This window comes from Xanthomonas sp. WCS2018Noco2-27 (assembly GCF_031843525.1).
In the GTDB taxonomy this organism is placed as follows: domain Bacteria; phylum Pseudomonadota; class Gammaproteobacteria; order Xanthomonadales; family Xanthomonadaceae; genus Xanthomonas.
Window position 1 is genome coordinate 441,410 of the sequence record NZ_JAVTIK010000001.1, and the last position, 18,019, is coordinate 459,428.

General features: G+C 60.4%; 14 protein-coding genes. 6 read left to right on the forward strand and 8 right to left on the reverse strand.

What is annotated here, in order from left to right:
* The first annotated feature begins 6 nt into the window (after nt 1–6).
* The 3 genes from RQH86_RS01955 (at nt 7) to RQH86_RS01965 (ending at nt 3,991) form a co-directional block, all read left to right on the forward strand.
* Nucleotides 7–663 carry a DUF1629 domain-containing protein gene (locus RQH86_RS01955; protein WP_055828839.1) on the forward strand — a complete coding sequence of 219 codons (657 nt, stop codon included), beginning with the start codon at nt 7–9 and terminating at the stop codon, nt 661–663.
* 35 nt (nt 664–698) lie between these two features.
* Nucleotides 699–3,293 (forward strand): XVIPCD domain-containing protein, encoded by a 2,595-nt coding sequence (locus RQH86_RS01960; RefSeq protein ID WP_055828835.1) that lies wholly within the window; start codon nt 699–701, stop codon nt 3,291–3,293.
* 95 nt (nt 3,294–3,388) lie between these two features.
* The gene (locus RQH86_RS01965; RefSeq protein WP_055828832.1) at nt 3,389–3,991 is read left to right on the forward strand and encodes a uracil-DNA glycosylase; all 603 of its coding nucleotides are present in this window, start codon (nt 3,389–3,391) and stop codon (nt 3,989–3,991) included.
* 1 nt (nt 3,992) lies between these two features.
* On the opposite strand, the gene RQH86_RS01970 is transcribed toward RQH86_RS01965, so the two are convergent.
* Nucleotides 3,993–5,156 (reverse strand): TDT family transporter, encoded by a 1,164-nt coding sequence (locus tag RQH86_RS01970; RefSeq protein ID WP_075287973.1) that lies wholly within the window; start codon nt 5,154–5,156, stop codon nt 3,993–3,995.
* A 107-nt stretch (nt 5,157–5,263) separates the two neighbouring features.
* On the opposite strand from RQH86_RS01970, the gene RQH86_RS01975 reads away from it, so the two are divergent.
* Both RQH86_RS01975 and RQH86_RS01980 read left to right on the forward strand, forming a co-directional pair.
* Nucleotides 5,264–6,181, forward strand: coding sequence for a LysR family transcriptional regulator (locus RQH86_RS01975; protein WP_055828830.1), 918 nt, complete (start codon nt 5,264–5,266; stop codon nt 6,179–6,181).
* A gap of 121 nt (nt 6,182–6,302) precedes the next feature.
* The gene (locus RQH86_RS01980) at nt 6,303–7,295 is read left to right on the forward strand and encodes a beta-propeller fold lactonase family protein (protein WP_055828826.1); all 993 of its coding nucleotides are present in this window, start codon (nt 6,303–6,305) and stop codon (nt 7,293–7,295) included.
* 95 nt (nt 7,296–7,390) lie between these two features.
* Here RQH86_RS01980 and RQH86_RS01985 read toward each other — a convergent pair whose 3' ends face one another.
* Nucleotides 7,391–7,855 (reverse strand): hypothetical protein, encoded by a 465-nt coding sequence (locus tag RQH86_RS01985; RefSeq protein WP_235452845.1) that lies wholly within the window; start codon nt 7,853–7,855, stop codon nt 7,391–7,393.
* Between the two features lie 100 nt (nt 7,856–7,955).
* Between RQH86_RS01985 and RQH86_RS01990 the strand changes: the two genes are divergently transcribed.
* Nucleotides 7,956–9,548: a MobA/MobL family protein gene (locus RQH86_RS01990; protein WP_055828822.1), complete on the forward strand. Its 1,593-nt coding sequence runs from the start codon at nt 7,956–7,958 to the stop codon at nt 9,546–9,548.
* 45 nt (nt 9,549–9,593) lie between these two features.
* Here the strand turns inward: RQH86_RS01990 and RQH86_RS01995 are convergent, their stop codons facing one another.
* The 6 genes from RQH86_RS01995 to RQH86_RS02020 all read right to left on the reverse strand — a co-directional run bounded on the left by RQH86_RS01995 (nt 9,594) and on the right by RQH86_RS02020 (nt 17,820).
* A complete protein-coding gene (locus RQH86_RS01995) occupies nt 9,594–9,962 on the reverse strand; it encodes a hypothetical protein (protein WP_055828819.1) in 369 nt (122 codons plus the stop codon).
* 208 nt (nt 9,963–10,170) lie between these two features.
* Nucleotides 10,171–10,968: an NYN domain-containing protein gene (locus tag RQH86_RS02000; protein WP_074057915.1), complete on the reverse strand. Its 798-nt coding sequence runs from the start codon at nt 10,966–10,968 to the stop codon at nt 10,171–10,173.
* A 449-nt stretch (nt 10,969–11,417) separates the two neighbouring features.
* Nucleotides 11,418–11,615 (reverse strand): hypothetical protein, encoded by a 198-nt coding sequence (locus RQH86_RS02005; protein ID WP_311238465.1) that lies wholly within the window; start codon nt 11,613–11,615, stop codon nt 11,418–11,420.
* Between the two features lie 518 nt (nt 11,616–12,133).
* A complete protein-coding gene (gene betT, locus RQH86_RS02010; protein ID WP_311238464.1) occupies nt 12,134–14,110 on the reverse strand; it encodes a choline BCCT transporter BetT in 1,977 nt (658 codons plus the stop codon).
* A 46-nt stretch (nt 14,111–14,156) separates the two neighbouring features.
* Nucleotides 14,157–15,257 carry a hypothetical protein gene (locus tag RQH86_RS02015; RefSeq protein ID WP_311238463.1) on the reverse strand — a complete coding sequence of 367 codons (1,101 nt, stop codon included), beginning with the start codon at nt 15,255–15,257 and terminating at the stop codon, nt 14,157–14,159.
* A 424-nt stretch (nt 15,258–15,681) separates the two neighbouring features.
* On the reverse strand, nt 15,682–17,820 hold the full coding sequence (locus RQH86_RS02020; protein WP_311238462.1) for a methyl-accepting chemotaxis protein: 2,139 nt from the start codon (nt 17,818–17,820) through the stop codon (nt 15,682–15,684).
* Nucleotides 17,821–18,019: the final 199 nt, after the last annotated feature.

Sequence of the window (18,019 nt, forward strand, 5' to 3'; positions counted from 1 at the left end):
ACCCATATGGAGACCGAACGCATGGAAACGAAGACGATCAACGAACCCAAGGTCGGTGAGTTCTTCCAGTTACGTCCCGATGCCCGCAGAGGCGGAAAAGGCCACGGCGTGGTCTTCGAGAACGAGAAGGCATTGCTGTCGCCGCCGCGGCTCATCTTGAAGCCGGACGAGGGTGGGTTTCCGCCACTGCACGAGACTCCGCGCTTGGTCTACAACCCCAGCGAAGGGGAGTTGCCGCAGGACCTGGAGGGCGGCTTCAGTGGCTATTGGTTGGTCTCCGAACGGCTCCGCCAAGTGATGGAGTCTGTGGACGCAGATGCCTTCGTTTTCGCTGACGCCGACTATCGCCTGGCCGATGGCTCCAAGGGGCCGACGTTCTTCCTCTGCGATGTCGTTCGCACGTTGGATGCCTTGGACGAGGACGCGTCCGAACTCGACATCAAGATCAGCGATGACTATGAGGACGGGAAGTATTACAGCTTGGCAGGCGGGAGTCGTTTGGCTTTCAAGCATGACGTGCTTGGAGAGGCCCACGTTTTCAGGCTTCCTTTCCATGGCGGTGTTTTTTGCGATCGGGTGTTCAAGGACGCTGTTGAGGCAGCGGGGATTGGCACCGAAGGCCAGTCGGATGGCCTCTGGTTCTACGACGTAGTGAACCGTTGACGCGAGCCGCAAGCCAACAGGAAGGAACCTGAGTCATGCCGAACTATCGGACGCTTTTTCAAGATCACCACAACATCGAACAGCAGACGCTCAAGAACAGCGAGTTGCTGGCGAAGCTTCAAGAGACGGGCCGGTTCGACATTCACGCCCCAGAGAATCGCCTGTTCTTGCCGTCCGATCCGCAGTTCGCTCAGGCGTTGGACATTACGCCGCACAGCGGCGGTCCTCTTGGTGCTTACCAAGATGGCGTGATTGAGCGCTTGGACGATCTCCAGGCGACGCGGGATGGTCGCGCCGCCTTGCGTGGCGACCCTGAGGCATTGGACCGCGTTGCCCAGCGTGTGGAGCAATTGCGCGACACCATCAAGGTCGGCTTGATCAATGGCGACTTGAACACCAACACGCCAGTGGGACTTTCGCCCTCACAGGCGAGCGCGAAAGTCCAGAACTTTTTCCGTGACACCCCGGGCTATCACGAAGCCCACGCTACACAAATCGATGCCCTGAAAGGCTTCACCAGAGTGGATCACGGCTGGGGAGGCGTGGCGAACTCTGAGTCCCGCATTGTCACCGCGCTCGATCAGATCCAGGTCAGCAGCACGGCCATTGCGCGTGGAGGGAATCCAACGCTGCAACGAAGTGGGCTCTCGGTTGCCATCGCCAATGCCCATCACGACGGACGTGTGGTGCTGTCAGAGCAGGGCATCCTCAAGGTTGAGCAAACCTTGGGTGAGGAAGCTGCACAAAACATCCGTGTGCCGCGCGGGCAGCGCGGTGATGTCGCCATGCAGCTGTTGATGGGCGAGGCCTCTGCTCGGGGCCTGACCCGTGCTGGCGGACTTTTGACCACGGGCACGGATGCGGTCATGACCGCGCGCACGGCGTCCGCGCTGATGGAGCAGGGAAACACCACGGCGGCACAGTCAGAGGTGCAGCACGCCATTGCCCGCAACGCGGGCGGCTGGGCTGGTGGTGCGTCCACGGCAGCGGCGCTGGGCAGCAGCGGAGGCTTTGTGCCTGCGGCCTTGGTGGTTGGCGACGCGGTCCTGATGAGCAAGGCCTTCGACAAAGGCGCCGATTTGCTGGACAACCGCGCCATCTACCACCAGACCGACAAAGCCGGTGTGGATTGGCAATTCAACGGCCGGGATTGGCAGCGCCAAGGCGCTTTCGAGCGCGGGGCCGATGGACGAGACACTCCTAGTCAGGCCCCAGTGGGGGCCAGCTACGCCAAGTCCCAGGAACTGGGTGCGGTGGCGAATGCCAGAGCTGCCGAGTTCGCGCTGGGCAAAGCACCGCCGCCGCAGGACCCATTCAACCTCCCGGCCCAGCCTGGCGATCGGACGGGTCTGGACAACCAGAATTGGCAGCGCAATCCGGCCACCGAGTCCTGGGAGCGCCAGGTCAAGACCGGCGTGACGGGTGCAAGCGACCAGGGTGTTTACGAGCCTCAGGCCGCTACCCCGGCGCAGGCGCAGCGCTTGAACCAAGAAGCCCTGTCGCGGATCGAGAGCAACATCGCTAATGGTCGTGAGGCCATCGCCCAGGCCTACCTTGAAAACCATGCCGCTCAGCGGTCACAGGATTACGGGGTGGTGGTGCCGGCGGCAGTGGAAAGTGCTCGTGCCCAGCAGGGCCGGGTGCAAGGCCACGATGGTCAGACCTACCAGCGCAATGAGGCTGGGCAGTGGACCAGCAGGGACGGGGTTGCCACCGGCAACCTGGCAGTGGAACTGGAGCTCACCAACCAGATGCGCCAGCCGTCCCTGGAGCGTGCTCAGGAGCACTTGGCGGCCATCCAATCGCGGCCAGCGCCCACGCCCGCGCAGATGGAGCACAACGAGCTCCTGCATCGCTACCGGGCCGCCGGCGTCGACCTCAACGCCCAAGAGAACAATCTTCAAGCGGTGGAGCTGGCCACCCAGCGCACCAAGCAGACCGAAGGCCTTGCTGGCCCGACGATGCAGCAGCTGAAGCCGAACGAGCACGGGCAATACGGCTACGACAGTCCCATTGCCCATTACCAAGTTGGCCAAGACGGGGTTGCCCACCAGGTCGCGTTGACGACCGCTGAGGAGCTACGCCAGGCCAAGGCCGAGCTGGGCCAGCCGGCCATGGCGCACGTGCCGACGCTGGGCGCGGTGTCGGTGACCGGGCCAGGGCGCAGCAAGGAGCAAGAGGCCGAACCGGCGCTGGAGAAGGCGGCGGCTGGTCCGCTATTGGCGGACAACCCCGCGCACCCAGACCACTCCACTTACCAGCAGATCCATTCCTGGGTGCGGGGCACGGGCAACTGGAACGAAGAAGAAAGCAAGAACGTCACAGCTTCGCTCTACAAGCAGCAGACCGAAGACCCGTTGCTTAAGCGAGTGGACCAGGTCACCGGGGGGCTAGGCCGAGATGGGGCACACAATGTCTTTGCGGTCTACGCGCCGCATGGGATGGGAGTCGCGCCCGTGTTTCATGCCCATGTCGATGGACGCGATGCGTCCCAGGAGCCGGCCCAGCAAAACCTCCAGCAAGCAGAGGTTATCAAGCAGGACCAAGTGCGTCAGCAGCAGATGGAACAAACGCAGCAACAGACGGCTCAGCAGGAACAGGGGCCACGAATGACCATGGGTGGGCCTTGATGTCATTTTTCGGCATGGCATGTCCGATGGAAAATGTAGAAGTGCATTTGAGCGATACCAAAACGGCGCTATGAAATCGGTCACTCCACTTTTGTATGCCTGATTCCACCTCATACCGTGCCACGCTGGTCGACAGTGCTCACGTCCGAAGCCTCAACCAGTGGGTCCGAGGCCAATGCCAGCGTGGTCTAGCGCTGCCGTTTTTCGACCCGCTGGATGGGGGTGAAAGGGCTCGGGTGATGGTGTTGCTGGAAAGCCCCGCTCGCCATGCCGCCACGCCGCGCTTTGTGTCGCGAGACAACCCGGTTCCTGCGCAGAAAAACTTGAAACACTTCCTCGAACAGGTGGCATTGCCGCGCAACGAGACCATCCTTTGGAACGCGGTGCCATGGCTGCCATCGGCAGGTGAGACCAAGAAACCACTTAGGAAGGCAGATCTACAGGAAGGGGTGGTGATGCTCCTGGACGTGCTTTCCCGCCTTCCCAGGCTTCACACCATTGTTTTTGCGGGGCGAATCGCCCAGCAGTGCATGCCCAGTGTCAGGGAGAGCTTCCCTCTGTTGGCCCTCTTCGGCATGCCTCACCCAAGCCCGCTGTCGGTCTGCACCAGCCCCGAGGTTACCAAGCGCATCTTGTCCGTCCTGAGCGAAGCCAAGCGCTCGCTTCAGACCGCTCCCGCTGCCCCACGCGAAGGGTGAATCAACTCCCCTTATTGAGCGAAGCGATGCAGGGAGAAACGAACAGGTTTCCCCGGTAAGCGCCGGCCAGTGTCTTGGCAAAGACGATGGCCCACATGACGGCCAACAACACGACCAGCGCCGTGCCCAGAACTTCGAAGAAGCTCAGGTGAAGCGTGGCCCCGAGGCGCAATGTCGTCACCGCATACACGCCCAGCGGGAAGGTGAACCCCCACCAGCCGAGGTTGAACGGGATGCCGTTTCGGAGGTAGCGCACGGTGATGAGCATGGCCAGCACCATCCACCACAATCCCAATCCCCAAAACAACAACCCGCTGATGAGGCCAAATCCCGCCGCCATGCTTCCTGCCGACTCGAGGCCTTGGGCAGCCAGGATGGCAGGGGCATCCGTGCCCAGCACCAGCATCCCCAGCGCGCCGGTTCCGATGGGGCCCAGCGACAACCAACTGGACGCCGCCATGCTTTCGTGCGGCAACTTATGCAACGCCATGCGCAGCAGCAAGATGACCAAGATGCTCAAGGCCACCGGCACCGAATATGCCCACAGCACGTAGCTGGTGATCAGCACATGGTATTGGCTTGCGGCGTCCGTGAGGTGGGGAGCCAGCAGCCCACCACTTGCGGCCGCGACCTCGGCCGCCACCACCGGCAACAGCCAAACGGCGGTCATCTGGTCGATGCTGTGCTGTTGGCGCGTGAACATCATGAAGGGGATCAGCACCCCGCAGGCCAACGACATGGCCACATCGACCCACCAGAGCGTCTCCGCCAACGGAAGCACATCCGCTCCCCACCTAGGCAGGCCGTAAAGAAGCAAGCCATTGATGATGGTGGCCAGCCCCATGGGAATGGTCCCAAAGAACATGGAAACGGTGGAATGGCCAAAGATCTGCTTGGCCTCGTTGAAAAACAGCAGCCAACGGCTGGCGTAGAGCGTGCTGAACAAAATGAAGAGCCCGATGTTGAAGCACCACAATGCTTCGCCAAGGGCCTTGGCCCACGGGGACGGGAAGGGAAGTTGGCCCAAGGCCAGCGCCAGGATGCCGGTGCCCATGGTCGCGGCAAACCAGTTCGGCGTGAACTGCCGAATGGCCTCGCGAGGGTTGGAAAGAGCGGCCAGGGGCCGGTGCCCGCCCATGATGGCCATCAGTTTGCTTTCGCTCATTGCAGCAGCCTCGCAGCGGGGCGTTGGGAACGAGCAGAGTCTAGGGCGGCTTCTAATATCTGTAAAACGGGTAATCTTGGTAAGAGTTACCTGTTTGGTGGATTGAAATGAAGGTCAGCCTCCGTCAGCTCCAAATCTTTTGCGCCGTGGCCGAGCATGGCAGCACCACTGGCGGCGGCGCCGCGGTGGCGCTTTCGCAATCGGCCACGAGCGCTGCGCTCAACGAGTTGGAGAGCGTGCTGGAAACGCGGTTGTTCGACCGAGTCGGCAAGCGGTTGCTGCTCAACGCCGAAGGCGAACGCCTGCTGCCGCAGGCACGGCAACTGCTCGACGGCGCACGCCAGATTGAAACCAGCTACCGCCCCGGCGCTTCCGATCGTCCGGTTCGCCTGCGGATCGGCTGCAGCACGACCATCGGCAACTACGTCTTGCCCCGTTTGCTTGCCGACTTGCGCAAGTCGTCCCCCCACATTCACGTGGACGCCGACGTGGCCAACAACGCCGCGATTGCGCGAAAGGTCGCTGACTTCCAACTCGACATGGGGCTCCTGGAAGGCCCTTCTCATCTTCCGGAACTTCATGCCGAGCCCTGGTTGACGGACGAACTGCTGATCGTCGTGGGGGGCCAACATCCGCTGGCCAAGGCCTCGAAAGTCACCAAGGCGGACCTGCGCCGGGCCGACTGGCTGCTCCGAGAGCAAGGGTCTGGCACCCGGGAAGAAGTCGAGGCGCTTCTGTTGCGCCATCTAAGCGACCTAGCCAACACGCAGCAGATCGGCAGTTCCGAGGCCATCAAAAACACGCTAGTCCAGGGAATCGGCGTCAGTTGCCTCTCCCGTTGGGTGGTGAGCGACTTGCTGTCTTCCGGGCGACTGGTGGCCCTTGAGCGCGTGCTTCCCCCGTTGGCCCGTCAGTTCTACTTGGTCAAGCACCGCGACAAGTTCATCTCTCAGGGGTTGGCCGGGGCTTGGGAACAGTGCCTGGAAATGGGGCGAGACCCCAAAAAGAAGATACCTAAAAAATAGGTCGGTGAAACAGGGATAATTTGTTTTCCTTCTTCGTTGCCATGGGCCAGAGTAGTGAGGTCCAGCAGATTGCTGCGATGAGAACGATCACCCGCGCAGTCGCGCAGAACCGGAGGATGCGATGAACCTGTTACAAAAAACGATTGCCGGCTTGGTTTTCGGCGGCGCGATGGCTGTATCGCTGGGCACTCAAGCGGCCGAGGAACGGTGGACCTTTGACGGCGATATCCGCAACAACTCGCTTGCTGTCAGCCCGGATGAGGCGACGGCCGTGGTGTCCGACAGTCGGCGCCCGGAAATCGTGGTCTATGACCTCAAGGCGGGCAAGTCCAAGCGGGTTTTATCGGGTTACGTCACGCCCCGAAATATCGTGTTCTCACCGAACGGCGCGTTCTTTTACGTCTCCGATAGCAGCTTGGGCGTGGTGCGCAAAATCGATAGTCAGACGCTCAAAACGGTTGCCGACCTTCCGTTGGGTGCCGGGGCCTTCGGCACTACGCTCAGCAAGGACGGACGCTTTTTGTATGTCAACAACGAAGCGGCCAGCACGGTCTCGGTGTTCGACTTGAACAGCGATCGCCCGGTGGCGGTAGTGACTGGCTTCTCGCAGCCTCGCCAGGGCATCCGTATCAGCCCAGATGGTGCGACGGCTTACGTCACCAATTTCAAGGGCGACAAGATCAGCTTGCTGGACACAAAGACCAATACGATTCAAGGCGAAATCACCGGCTTCAACAAACTGCGGGCGATTTCCATCTCGTCGGACGGCAAAACGCTGTATGCCGCCAACAGCGGCAGCAACACCGTGGCTGTGGTCGACACGGCCAAGCGTTCGATCACCACCACTATTGCCGTGGGGAAGGACCCTTACGGCGCAGCGCTCACGCCCGATGGCAAGCACGTGTATTCGGGGAACATGGCGGACAATACCTTGTCGGTCATCGACACGCAGACGCTGAAAGTGACTGGAACGATTTCGGGCTTCAAAGCCCCAAGGCAGGCCATTGTCTTCAGCAAGGACCTCAAGAAGGCGTATGTCCTTAACGAGGATCTGAGCCTTTCGGCCGTCGACTTGGCAACGAACAAGGTGAGCAAAACACTGATAGCCGATTGAGGAGCACAGCGTTTGCGGGAAGAGGGCGGCGCTGTGCCGTCCTCCTTTTTCCAAACGTCGTCTCCCGCTTCTTGAATTGCCAGATCGTGAGCCCTTTAAGTGCTTGGTAATGCGGCTCGCGCGGCGCCTCGCAAACGAGCGGCTTGCCTGACGCTGAGTTCTTTGCGGGCGTCCAAGTGTTGAAGCAACGCTCCTGCTAACTCGTCGTCGTCCAGCACATGGGCGTCAACTGAGAAGACCAAGTCGGCCACATTCTGCCGCCGCTTCGCTTTTTCTCGCCTCGCGGTTTGCCTGGCCTTCAACTCAATGCGCTGGTTGGCTAAAAGCTCCTTCGCTTGCAGTTGGGCTAACTGCTTTGTGGCTCGGGCAATGCGGTCGTGGTAGTGGCTTGTGGCAGTCATGCGTTTCTCCAATGATCCCGTCTTTGAGTCAATCACGGAAAAGCACCTAGTCAAGTTTATGCGGGTTCGAAAATTTCCAGCACTCAAAAGTTGTTCGATGCTGAAAAACAGTGCGTAAAAGAAAGAAGCAAGAGCGCACTGATGCAATGTCTTCGACATAGCGCGCGCCAGGTGCTACGCCCCCGGACCCCCAAGCGCTCCGCGCTTGCGCAAATCAAAAGCCACGGCATAAAGAGAGCAACCTTATCTGGAGCTCTGCATGGCCATCTACCACTCTCGCGTCAAAGTTTTTAGTCGTTCCCGAGGCGATTCCGCTGTCGCAGCCGCTGCCTACCGGGCTGGTCTACTTCTCATCGATCACCTCACCGGTCAGCGTCACGATTACCGCCGTCGCGGCGGTGTCGTGGAGACCATCTGCCTGGTCCCCCAGGACGCGCCCGACTGGGCGTTGATCCCTGGGGAGCTCTGGCCGAAAGCCGAGGCGGCGGAGAACCGCAAGAACTCGGTGGTGGCCCGCGAGTTCGAGGTCGCCTTGCCCCACGAGCTCAACGACGAGCAGCGGTCCGTGCTCGCCACGGCCATTGGCCAAGCGCTGGTCGCCCGCTACGGGTTTGCTGTGCAAGCCAGCATCCACTCGCCGGGCTCCCGTGACGGCCTGAACCATCACGTCCACCTCCTCGCCACCACGCGGCGGTTGACCAGCGACGGCTTTGCCGAGAAGACGCGGGAGTTGGATGGCGGCGCGTCTGGGAAGATCGAGATCGAATGGGTTCGCCACACCATGGCTTCCACGATCAACGAGCACTTGGCCGCTGCCGGCATCGATGCTCGGGTGGACCACCGCCGCCTGGAGGTCCAAGCAGAGGAGGCTCTGGCTCGCGGGGACTGGGCCGAAGCCATGGTGCTGTCCCGGCAGCCCACAAAGCACGTGGGCAAGACGGCCACAGCACTGGCCCGCAAAGGCGTGATGACCGACCGTGCGGCTGAAAACGAGCGCATCGTTCAAGAGAACGAGGAAGCCTTTGAACAGTTGCTCGCTCAAGCCGAGCAGGAGGGCAGGGCAACTCTGGGCTCCGCTGGTCATAGCCACGACCAGGCACAGCGTGATCGTCGACGCAGGGTTGGCTCCACAAAAGACCTTCCGTCCTCTGTGCCGGGGTTGGAGATCCATGGGCTTCGTGGCATGCGCCTGTCCGAAGCGCTTGGTTGGTCTGCAGAAGAGATGGAACCTCGACCAATGCGCTCCATCGGTGAGTTGGTCATCGAAGCGGCTCGTGACCTTGCAGAGATCCTCTCGACTCGGTCCGACCTGGTGTTGGTGGCAACCCAGCGACTGTTGCGGAACTGGACGGCGCAAACGGCGACGTTTGTCGACAACGCCGACCTTCGCCGAGGACTTGATGGGCTGGTCGAACGACTGGGCCGCCTCAAGCGCAGCATGGTGAAGTTCGCCCAACGAACCAGCGCCTTGGGGCGTGCGAAGAAGCTCTTCCACCTAGCTGAGCAGGCATGGGAGCAGTTCAACGGCGACCATCCCCGTCCCGATGGCGAGTGGTCCTCTCAAGAATGGGAAAAGCGACGAGGACGGCGGTTGGCCCTGCTGGAAAAACGCACAGCCGAACTGGCGACAGCCCGGTCAGCGGTCTCCGAGCAGCGGTGGAACGACGACGAGAACGAGATTGAGATCCGCGCGGCTCAAGTGGAACAGTGGAGCGAAGCGATGCTCGCAAGTCCAGAGCCTGAAATCGTCCATGGCTCTGTTGCATCTATCGACGCTACTCCAGCCATGCCCAAGCCTTCGCCAGTGCCAGCGCCAGCGCCGCAACCAACACGCCGACGGCCGCGGCCCTGATGGATATCGAAAGCCCCGCAGATGCGGGGCTTTCTTCCTTGGGCCCTAGCGGCAGGCGCGAGGGCGAGGGCGCAAGTCTGCGCGTTCAATCCCAATGGGCTCCTTGGGGCGGGGGACATTGTCCTTGTCCTTCTTCTTGCGCGCCTCTCGCCACTCCTCAATGGAGGTCGGCATGCTCGGCACGACGCTGCGATCCACGGCCGCTCGTTTGACGAGGATGGGTTGAGAAGGTGCCATGGCTGACGCCTGGGTTTGACTTGCCGGCCCTGGCGCGCCGAGCCGTAGCAACTCTGCAGCCAAATCCAGTGAGTATTGGATGTCCTCCACTTGGTTAGGGGGTAAGCGTGTGGTGTGTTGCTGGAGGAGGTGGCCGAGCAGGCGGCTGGCGACTTGGATTTGCGTTTGGTGGTGCATGGGTGCTCCTGTGTTGGGTAAGCCCTCATCCAACCAAGAAACGGTGCTTACGCAAGAGCTCGCTTGTGGCTGCATTTCACAAATTTGAATACGCGAAGAAATTCGATGGCAGTTATGCCAATTGACGAATAGGAAAGATTTCAACTGGGTCGGCGTCGCCGATTTGTCGTTTGTAGAAGCACATGGTCCGCTGAGGCAACGGGAGCAATCACGCCGTATCGGCGGGTTCTGGCTTGTGCGCGATGCTGACCGACCAGCCGCCGGTCTCCTCCCGTTGCGTGGTCAGCAGGTCGTAGGTTTTGACCATATTGAGCAACCCCGAATGGCCATAGAGGTTGGGTGAGAAGGACGGGTCAGTGCGTTTGAGGTATTGGCCCAGTGCTCCCAATCCAACCTTGCCTTCAGAGGTGTCTCCCGTCAGCAGGGTGACGGCTTCAACCAAGAACCGAGGGCGGCGCTTGGGTAGCGGCTTGGCTTCAGCGCGGGGCGCTTCTTCTTTCGCCGCCTCCGATTTCAGGACAGGAAGTTCATTGCCCTGGACTTCGGGTGCTGCCGCTTCCTTGGCCTTCCGGTCCCATTCGAAGAACTGGTCGCAGGCGTTGCGCAGAGCATCCGGGGTCTTGGGCTCGCCCACGATGAAGACCGTCGCTCCACGCTCCCGGAGCTTGCGGCAAAGGTAAGAAAAGTCCGAGTCGCTGGTGACCAGGCAGAAGGTGTCGGCTCGGTGATCGAACAACGCCTCCAAGGCGTCGAGGGCCAAAGCGATGTCTGCGGTGTTCTTGCCGGAGGCGTATTGGTATTGAAGGCACGGGGTGAACGCCTGGCGGACCAGGACTTCCTGCCACTTGTTGGCGAGGGTGTTGTGGTTGCCATACCCACGGCGCAGCACGACCCGGCCGAACTGGGCCACCATGAGCAACGCGTGCTCCACGATGTCGGTCGGCACGTTGTCGCAATCGACCAACACGGCGACACGTGCTTCAAGCGGGCTGTTTGAGTTGCTCATGCCTGTGAGGTCCGAGTTTATGCAGACAGACAATGGCGTCAGCAACTTGCCGATGGCAAGCGGGCGCTAGCAATCGAGTCAAGCCCGGCGTTATGATCGAGGAAACATTGACAGGAAACCTGCCGAGCACGCTTTCTGCAACGGATTGAATGGGTTAATTCGGAGGTGATCCGATCCCACTCTCTCCGCCACATGTAGCTGCAAAGTAATGATTCAGCGGCATTTCTTAATTCCCGCCGATTCATCCCATCTCCTGTCCCATACTCGGCGCCGCGGTCTGTTCGATGATCCATGCATCCAGTTGCGTGGATAGCCAGAGCGAGCGGGAGTAGACCTCGTGCGGCTTCGGAAACTTCCCGGCCTGCATCTGCCGTTAGATGGTCGCCGGGCTGTGACCCACTTTGGCGCGCAAGTCATTGATGGGTAGGAGCCGCAAGTCGATTTCAGTATCAGCCATTGCGCACCTCGATCCGGACCGGCGTCCCCTTTGGCAAAGCGAATGCTGCAGCGAGCAGATCAAGCGCCATTCCATCGGCGAAGAGCTCTGCCGTACTGCTGGGAGTCGTGTTCCACCCGAAGTAGCTGGTCTCCAGTCCCCACCAGCACGCGGCAATGATGGCGATCGGCAAGTTGAGCTTGTTGCTCATGCATCACCATCCTGCGCCGCTTCCGGCTGCGGGAAAGTGGCTACCGGCTCGACTTCGTAATCGTCGCTACGCTCATCAGGTGCTTTGGTGACAAGGTACTGGCGCGTTACCCCATAGTGGGAACCGTCAATTCGTAGACATCGCCAACTTTAAGCCCTTGGACGAACTCGCAATCGGTGGGGTGGTCGGTCCAGTAACCACACGGCTATCGCTATCGCTATCGCGATAGCACTCCTGCGCCGGATACCGGATTGTTGCCTCGTCTACCGGCACAGCAGTAAGCGCGGCCTGTCCCAGCTCGCTACCAAAACCGTGCGCGATTCGCAGTACCTCGTTGGCCTTGTCCTCCGACACGAAACCTGCGGCCACAAGCATCTTGTTGCGATCGCTGCTTTCTGCGTTGCTGGAAGCGGTCGTATTGAGGTTGGCGTCCAGAACCTAAAGCAGGCTGCTTGGCTGGGTGCAAGGCATCTTGGCCGAAGTCCCGACCAACCGGTTTCGGTTGGCCGGGACATTGATCAGCGAACGTGATCCAGGAATTGGCGGTGGCGCTCGTATTGGTCGAGCACATCATGGATCACTTGCACTTTGGGCCACCCCATGACGTCGTAGTCCTGTCCGCCTTCGCGCAGGTAGACCTCAGCCCGATAGTGACGGGTGCCCTCGCTCACTGGGCGGCGTGGATCCTGCAAGGCGAAGGTGGGCGGTTCGTAAGGCTGAGGACGCACGGAGTAGAAGAAGTCCATTTCTTCGCCATGGCCTACGCGAAGCCAAGCGCGCCCATCTTCTCCCTCGGTGACTTCAACCGGAAGATCCTGCTTGCGCAGCTCCATCGCAACCTCTTGGAGTGCGGGCAGCACCTGATCTTTGATAAAGGCAACCACCTCTATCTTGACGGGGTTGTGCGCGAGCAGCTTGAGCCTGGCGCGCCAGTCTTCGCTGGTGCCTGGAAGCAATCTTGCATCACGAGAGATTGAGCGCTTCGTTGCGTCCAGATGCATGGCTTTGAGTAGCCCCCAACACATCAAGATCATGACGATCGTGAAGGGAAGGGCGCTAGCGATGGTCGCAGCTTGGAGTGATTCAAGGCCGCCTGCAATGAGCAGGGCAACGGCAATGCCGCCGACCAGAAGCGCCCAGAAAATGCGTTGCCAGACCGGCGATTCCTCCTCACCCTTGGAAGTCAGCATGTCGATCACCAACGCGCCGGAGTCAGCGGATGTGACAAAGAACAGCGCGACGAGCACAACGGCAAGCGAGGAGGTGAACATCGTCAGCGGGAGGTGGCGCAGGAACTCAAACAACGCCATCGAGCTGTCATCCGAAACCGCCTTCACGAGCTCTTGAACACCTTCGGAGCGAACCATGAACAAGGCGGAGTTGCCATAGATCGTCATCCAAAGAAACGTAAATCCGATCGGCACGAGCAAGACGCCAACCACAAATTCACGCACCGTGCGGCCTCGCGAAATACGGGCGATGAACATGCCAACGAAGGGCGACCACGCAATCCACCAGCCCCAATAGAACAAGGTCCAGCCGCCAAGCCAGCCGCTTGGCTCATAGGCATACAGGTTGAATGTCATTGAGAAAAGCTGAGAGGCATACATGCCGGTGTTCTGCACAAATGCCTGCATCAAGTGGACGGTGGGGCCGCAGACAAGTACGAATGCAAGCAGTGCGACGGCCATAATCATGTTGATCTCAGACAGGCGACGGACACCGCTGTCGAGCCCCGCGACCACAGACCCTGTCGCCACCAGGATGATGATGCCGATCAACGACACCTGCACGAGGGTGCTTACTTCCAGGCCGAACAGGTAATTCAGTCCGGAGTTGATCTGCATGACCCCGAGGCCAAGCGAGGTGGCTAGGCCAAAGATGGTGCCAAGGGCAGCAAACGTATCGACCGCGTGACCGATAGGTCCGTGGATGCGTTCTCCAATGAGCGGATAGAGAGCCGATCGCACCCGCAGGGGCAGGTTGTGGCGATAGGCAAAGTAGGCCAGCGCCAATGCAACAACCGCGTAGATGGCCCAGGCGTGCACGCCCCAATGGAAGAAGGTGATACGCATCGCCTGACGAGCCGCCTCTGCAGACTCGGGCGTGCCTGTCGGCGGAGTGGCGTAGTGCATGATCGGCTCAGCCACGCCAAAGAACATCAGGCCAATGCCCATGCCTGCGGCAAAGAGCATGGCAAACCACGAGGCATAGCTGTAATCCGGGCGGCTGTGGTCTGGGCCGAGCTTGATCCGCCCGTAACCACTGATTGCGACACCGACTACAAAGACCAGGAAGCCCGCGACCGATAGAATGGTGAACCAGCCTGCGTCATTGGCGGTCCAGTTTTTGGCTGCTGTGAACCAAGTCGTTGCTTTTTCTGGAACGAAGATGGATAGCGCCAACAGTAGAAGCACGATGGCCGCAGTAGGAATGAACACCTGCGGCAGGATGCGCTGGCGAACAGGAGTGGATGGCGGAGCTGAGCTCTGCATAAGTTCCTCCGGTTGATGATCGTTGAAGCGAAAATGCGGCTTGCGCTTAGAAATAGAACCCGATGTTGAGGTTCAGCCGGCTATGCCAGCGGGATGGACCACCGTCGTTGATTCCGATGCCGTCGCCGCCTGCAAACCACATGTTCTTGCCGGCAATCCAGTCCACGTAGGTCAACATGATCCCCTTTTGTAGGCTGCATCCGGTGACGTTTTGCCATGACTCCCTCACGCCCTGACTGCGCCCGGCTGGGAGGGTCATGCTGAGGTTGTTGTAGCAGGTGATGTCATCAAGCCAATGCTTTTCGCCGAAGGAGTAAGCCACGTTGACACTGGGCACATCGGCCTCTGACGCAATCTCGAACCGGGCAAGGAACGCCGACATCGCAATTCGGTCGCCCGGCACGCTGTAACGGTAGCGAGCCCATTGCAGCTGAGTCGTCCAGCCATCCCGTTTCCACTGGGCATGCAGCGCCGCACCCTGGTGACCATAGTGACGGCGGGTGGTGGTGTTCTGAACCTGACCGCTGAATGCAGAGGCCCCGAGCAGCAGCTCACCGGCATTGAAGAAGCCCGTATGTTCGTATCGGAAATGAACACGCTCCCGTTCCTTGTAGGGCAAATCAGCGGTCTGTGCCACATCAAAGGAGTAGCGGTCGGAGCGAGATCCGCTTCCGTATTCATCCCCTGAGAACCAGCCGGCTATCCAGTGATGGTCGCCACTTTTATGGCTAAACGTCACACCCGGATCGTAATCGTCTTCAATGCCGAGGTAGTAGCCTGAGCCAAACCAAAAGCTCTGAGAGACGGTAGGCAAGAGTCCGAAAGGGACCTGCTGGATGCCTGCTTTGAGCTGCGTTGCGTCGTTGAAATTCCATCCGGCATAGGCATGGTGGACGGCATCGAAACCGTCATACCAACGATACTGGGCCGAGAAGAACAGGGGTCCAGCTCCGGCTTTGACGTCTGCGCGAAGCAGTTCAAGTTGCAAGCGGCTTGTGGAGCCGTAGTCCAGCCAGCCATAGTTGAACCGGACAGCGCCACCCACATCGACAAACGGTTCAACCTGGGTGTTAGGTGCTTCTTGAGCATGGATTGTGTCTGTGGCCGTTGCGGCACCACAGAAGAGAATCAGGGGGAATACCTTCACGATAGTGTCTCGTGGCCTCCATATTGCGAATGAAAGCGTCCAAGTCTAGCGCGTTAGCATGGGCCACCCAAGCGAGGGGAACCTTCCGCAAGGTCTGCGGGGCGTGATTAAGCCGCAGCTGGGACGCATTGGGGCGGTATAGACCCATGATGTCCGTGCAAACGACGGAAGGGCGCGGCGTGCGACTGTCGGAAGCAGTGAGACGTTGCCTGTGCGGCCAATTGAATGAGAATAATGTGCCTAATCGAGCGCGGTTTTACGACCGCGACGGAAAATTGAATACGGTTGCCTGAGGTGGTTGGATCTCGAGACAGAGATCCCGTCGCTGGTGAGTGCAGTGACAAGGATTGATCTGCCTATTTCCGTTCGTAGCAATCAGTCCAATCTCAGCTCCACATTACTTTTAAACATCCTGGCTCAACTTCTAGGTGCGGTCAGGATTGAATAACGCCGGCGTGTTGCGCTCTTTGACCTTAAACACTTCCACAGCACGGATTAGCTGCACGGAATGGTCCTCCAGCGCACGCGCGGCGGTGCTGGCGGCTTCGACCAGGCGGACGTTTTGCTGGGTGGTTTCGTCCATCTGGGCGATGGTGTGATTGACCTGTTCGATGCCGCCGGCCTGTTCCTGCGAGGCGGCGGAGATGTGGCCCATGATGTCGGTGACGTGCTGCACGCTGGTAACGACTTCACCCATGGTGGTGCCGGCCTTGTGCACCAAGGCCGAGCCATCGGCCACGCGCTGTACCGAGTCGTCGATCAGGCGTTTGATTTCCTTTGCGGCATCGGATGAGCGGTGCGAGAGGGTACGTACCTCCGAGGCGACGACGGCAAAGCCGCGGCCTTGCTCGCCTGCGCGTGCGGCTTCGACGGCAGCATTGAGCGCAAGAATATTGGTCTGGAAGGCGATGCCGTCGATGACCGAGATGATGTCGGCGATGCGCCTTGATGACGCTTCGATGCCGGACATGGTGTCGATCACCTGGCCGACCACATCGCGTCCTTCCGAGGCGATAGTGGCGGCACCGCGTGCGAGCTGGTTGGCGCGGCCGGCGTGCTCGGCGTTCTGCTTGACGGTGGAGGTCAGCTCTTCCATCGAGGCTGCGGTTTCTTCGAGATTGGCGGCCTGTTGTTCGCTGCGGCGTGCCAGTTCCTGATTACCGCTGGCGATGTCTTCGGCGGCAAAACCAATACTGTTGGAGGTTGTTTGTATCTGGCTGACGATGTCGGTGAGGCGATGCACGGTGCTGTTGGCATCGTCGCGCATGGCAGCGAATACACCGTGGAAGTTGCCCGACATGCGCACGGTCAGGTCGCCGTCGGCGATGGCGCGTAGCAGCTGCGAGAACTTGGCCAGGTTGCTGTCTGCCGTGGCCATCATGGTGTTGAGGTTTTCCACCATCAGGCGGAAGTCATGCTCGAACTTTTCCGGTTGGCCGCGCAGCGCGAAGTCGCCCGCGCAGGCGGCCTGGGTCAGTGCGTGGATCTGTGCGTTGATGGCGCGCAGGTTTTGCTTGACCTGCTGCATGGTGGTGGTGATGGCGGCTTTTTCGCCTGGGTAGTGCTCGATTTCCGGGGCGAGGTCGCCGATTGCATAGCGGCCCATGACCTCGGTCATGCGCAGCTGGGTCTGTACGTGTGCGTGCACCAGCGCATTGGTGTCTTGCACCATGTGCGCGTATTCGCCAGGAAACTGCTGCGCGTCGGTGCGATAGCTGATCTGGCCGGCGTCGTGACGCGCTGCCATGGTGCGCTGTGCCGAGATGACATCGCGCAGGCGGCGTTGCATCTGCTGCATGGCTCGCAGGAGCTGGCCGGATTCGTCCTTGCTTGCCGCGGTATCAGGAGTGCCGAGGTCGCCTGCGCTGATGCGCTCGGCCAGTTGCAGCGACAGGCGCAGGGGCAGCACGACGCTGCGAGTGAGCAGCAAGGCAATCGTTGCGCCCAGCAGTAGCGCGATCACGGTGGAGATCACCATCAGCATGGCAAAGCCACGTGCGGTGGCGACGGCCTGCTTGGCGGCTTGGCGATTCTTCTGCTCTTGCAGATCGATGAAGGCATTGATGCTGGCCAGCCAATCGATGAAGGCCGGGCGTGCTTCCTGCAGCAGGCGTTGCTCGGCATGCGGCCGGTCCGATGCGTCACGGAACGCGCGCACCTGTGCGATCAATGGCAGGGTGCGCTGCTCGATGGATTTGATCTGCTGCAGAATCGTTTTTTCCCGCGCGTCGGTCGAGGCGGCGATCATGGTGTCGAGCGGCTGCGCGGAGCGCGCATAGTCGGCGGTGAGTTTGTCGATCAATTGCTCCGCAGCGTGGCGGTCGGCCGGCGCGTCCATCAGCACGACATCGCGCAAGGCGATTGCGCGGTCATGCACACTGCCGCGGAAGTTGATCGCATACCGTTGCTTGACGCTGTTGACTTCATTGATCGCAGTCAATTGCCGATCGATGCTGCGTACGCGCTGGATGCCGACCACGGTGAGGATCACCATCAGGACGATGATCGCGAGAAAGCCGAGGGACAGGCGTTGACCAATGCGGAGATCGGAGAGGGTGTGCATAGGGGAGATCGGTGATCCGGAGAAACGGAGCGCTGGGGAATCCCGGCATGGGCAGGGATGCGGGGGCAGGAGCAGATCGTCGAGAGGGCGGCGTTGCTACCCCGATCGTGTCTCGCCTCGTTCGTTAGCGACCTCAACTATTGGAACTGTACGCATCGGGCATCCGATATTCAGGCGCGGTTGGATCGCGCTGCATCGG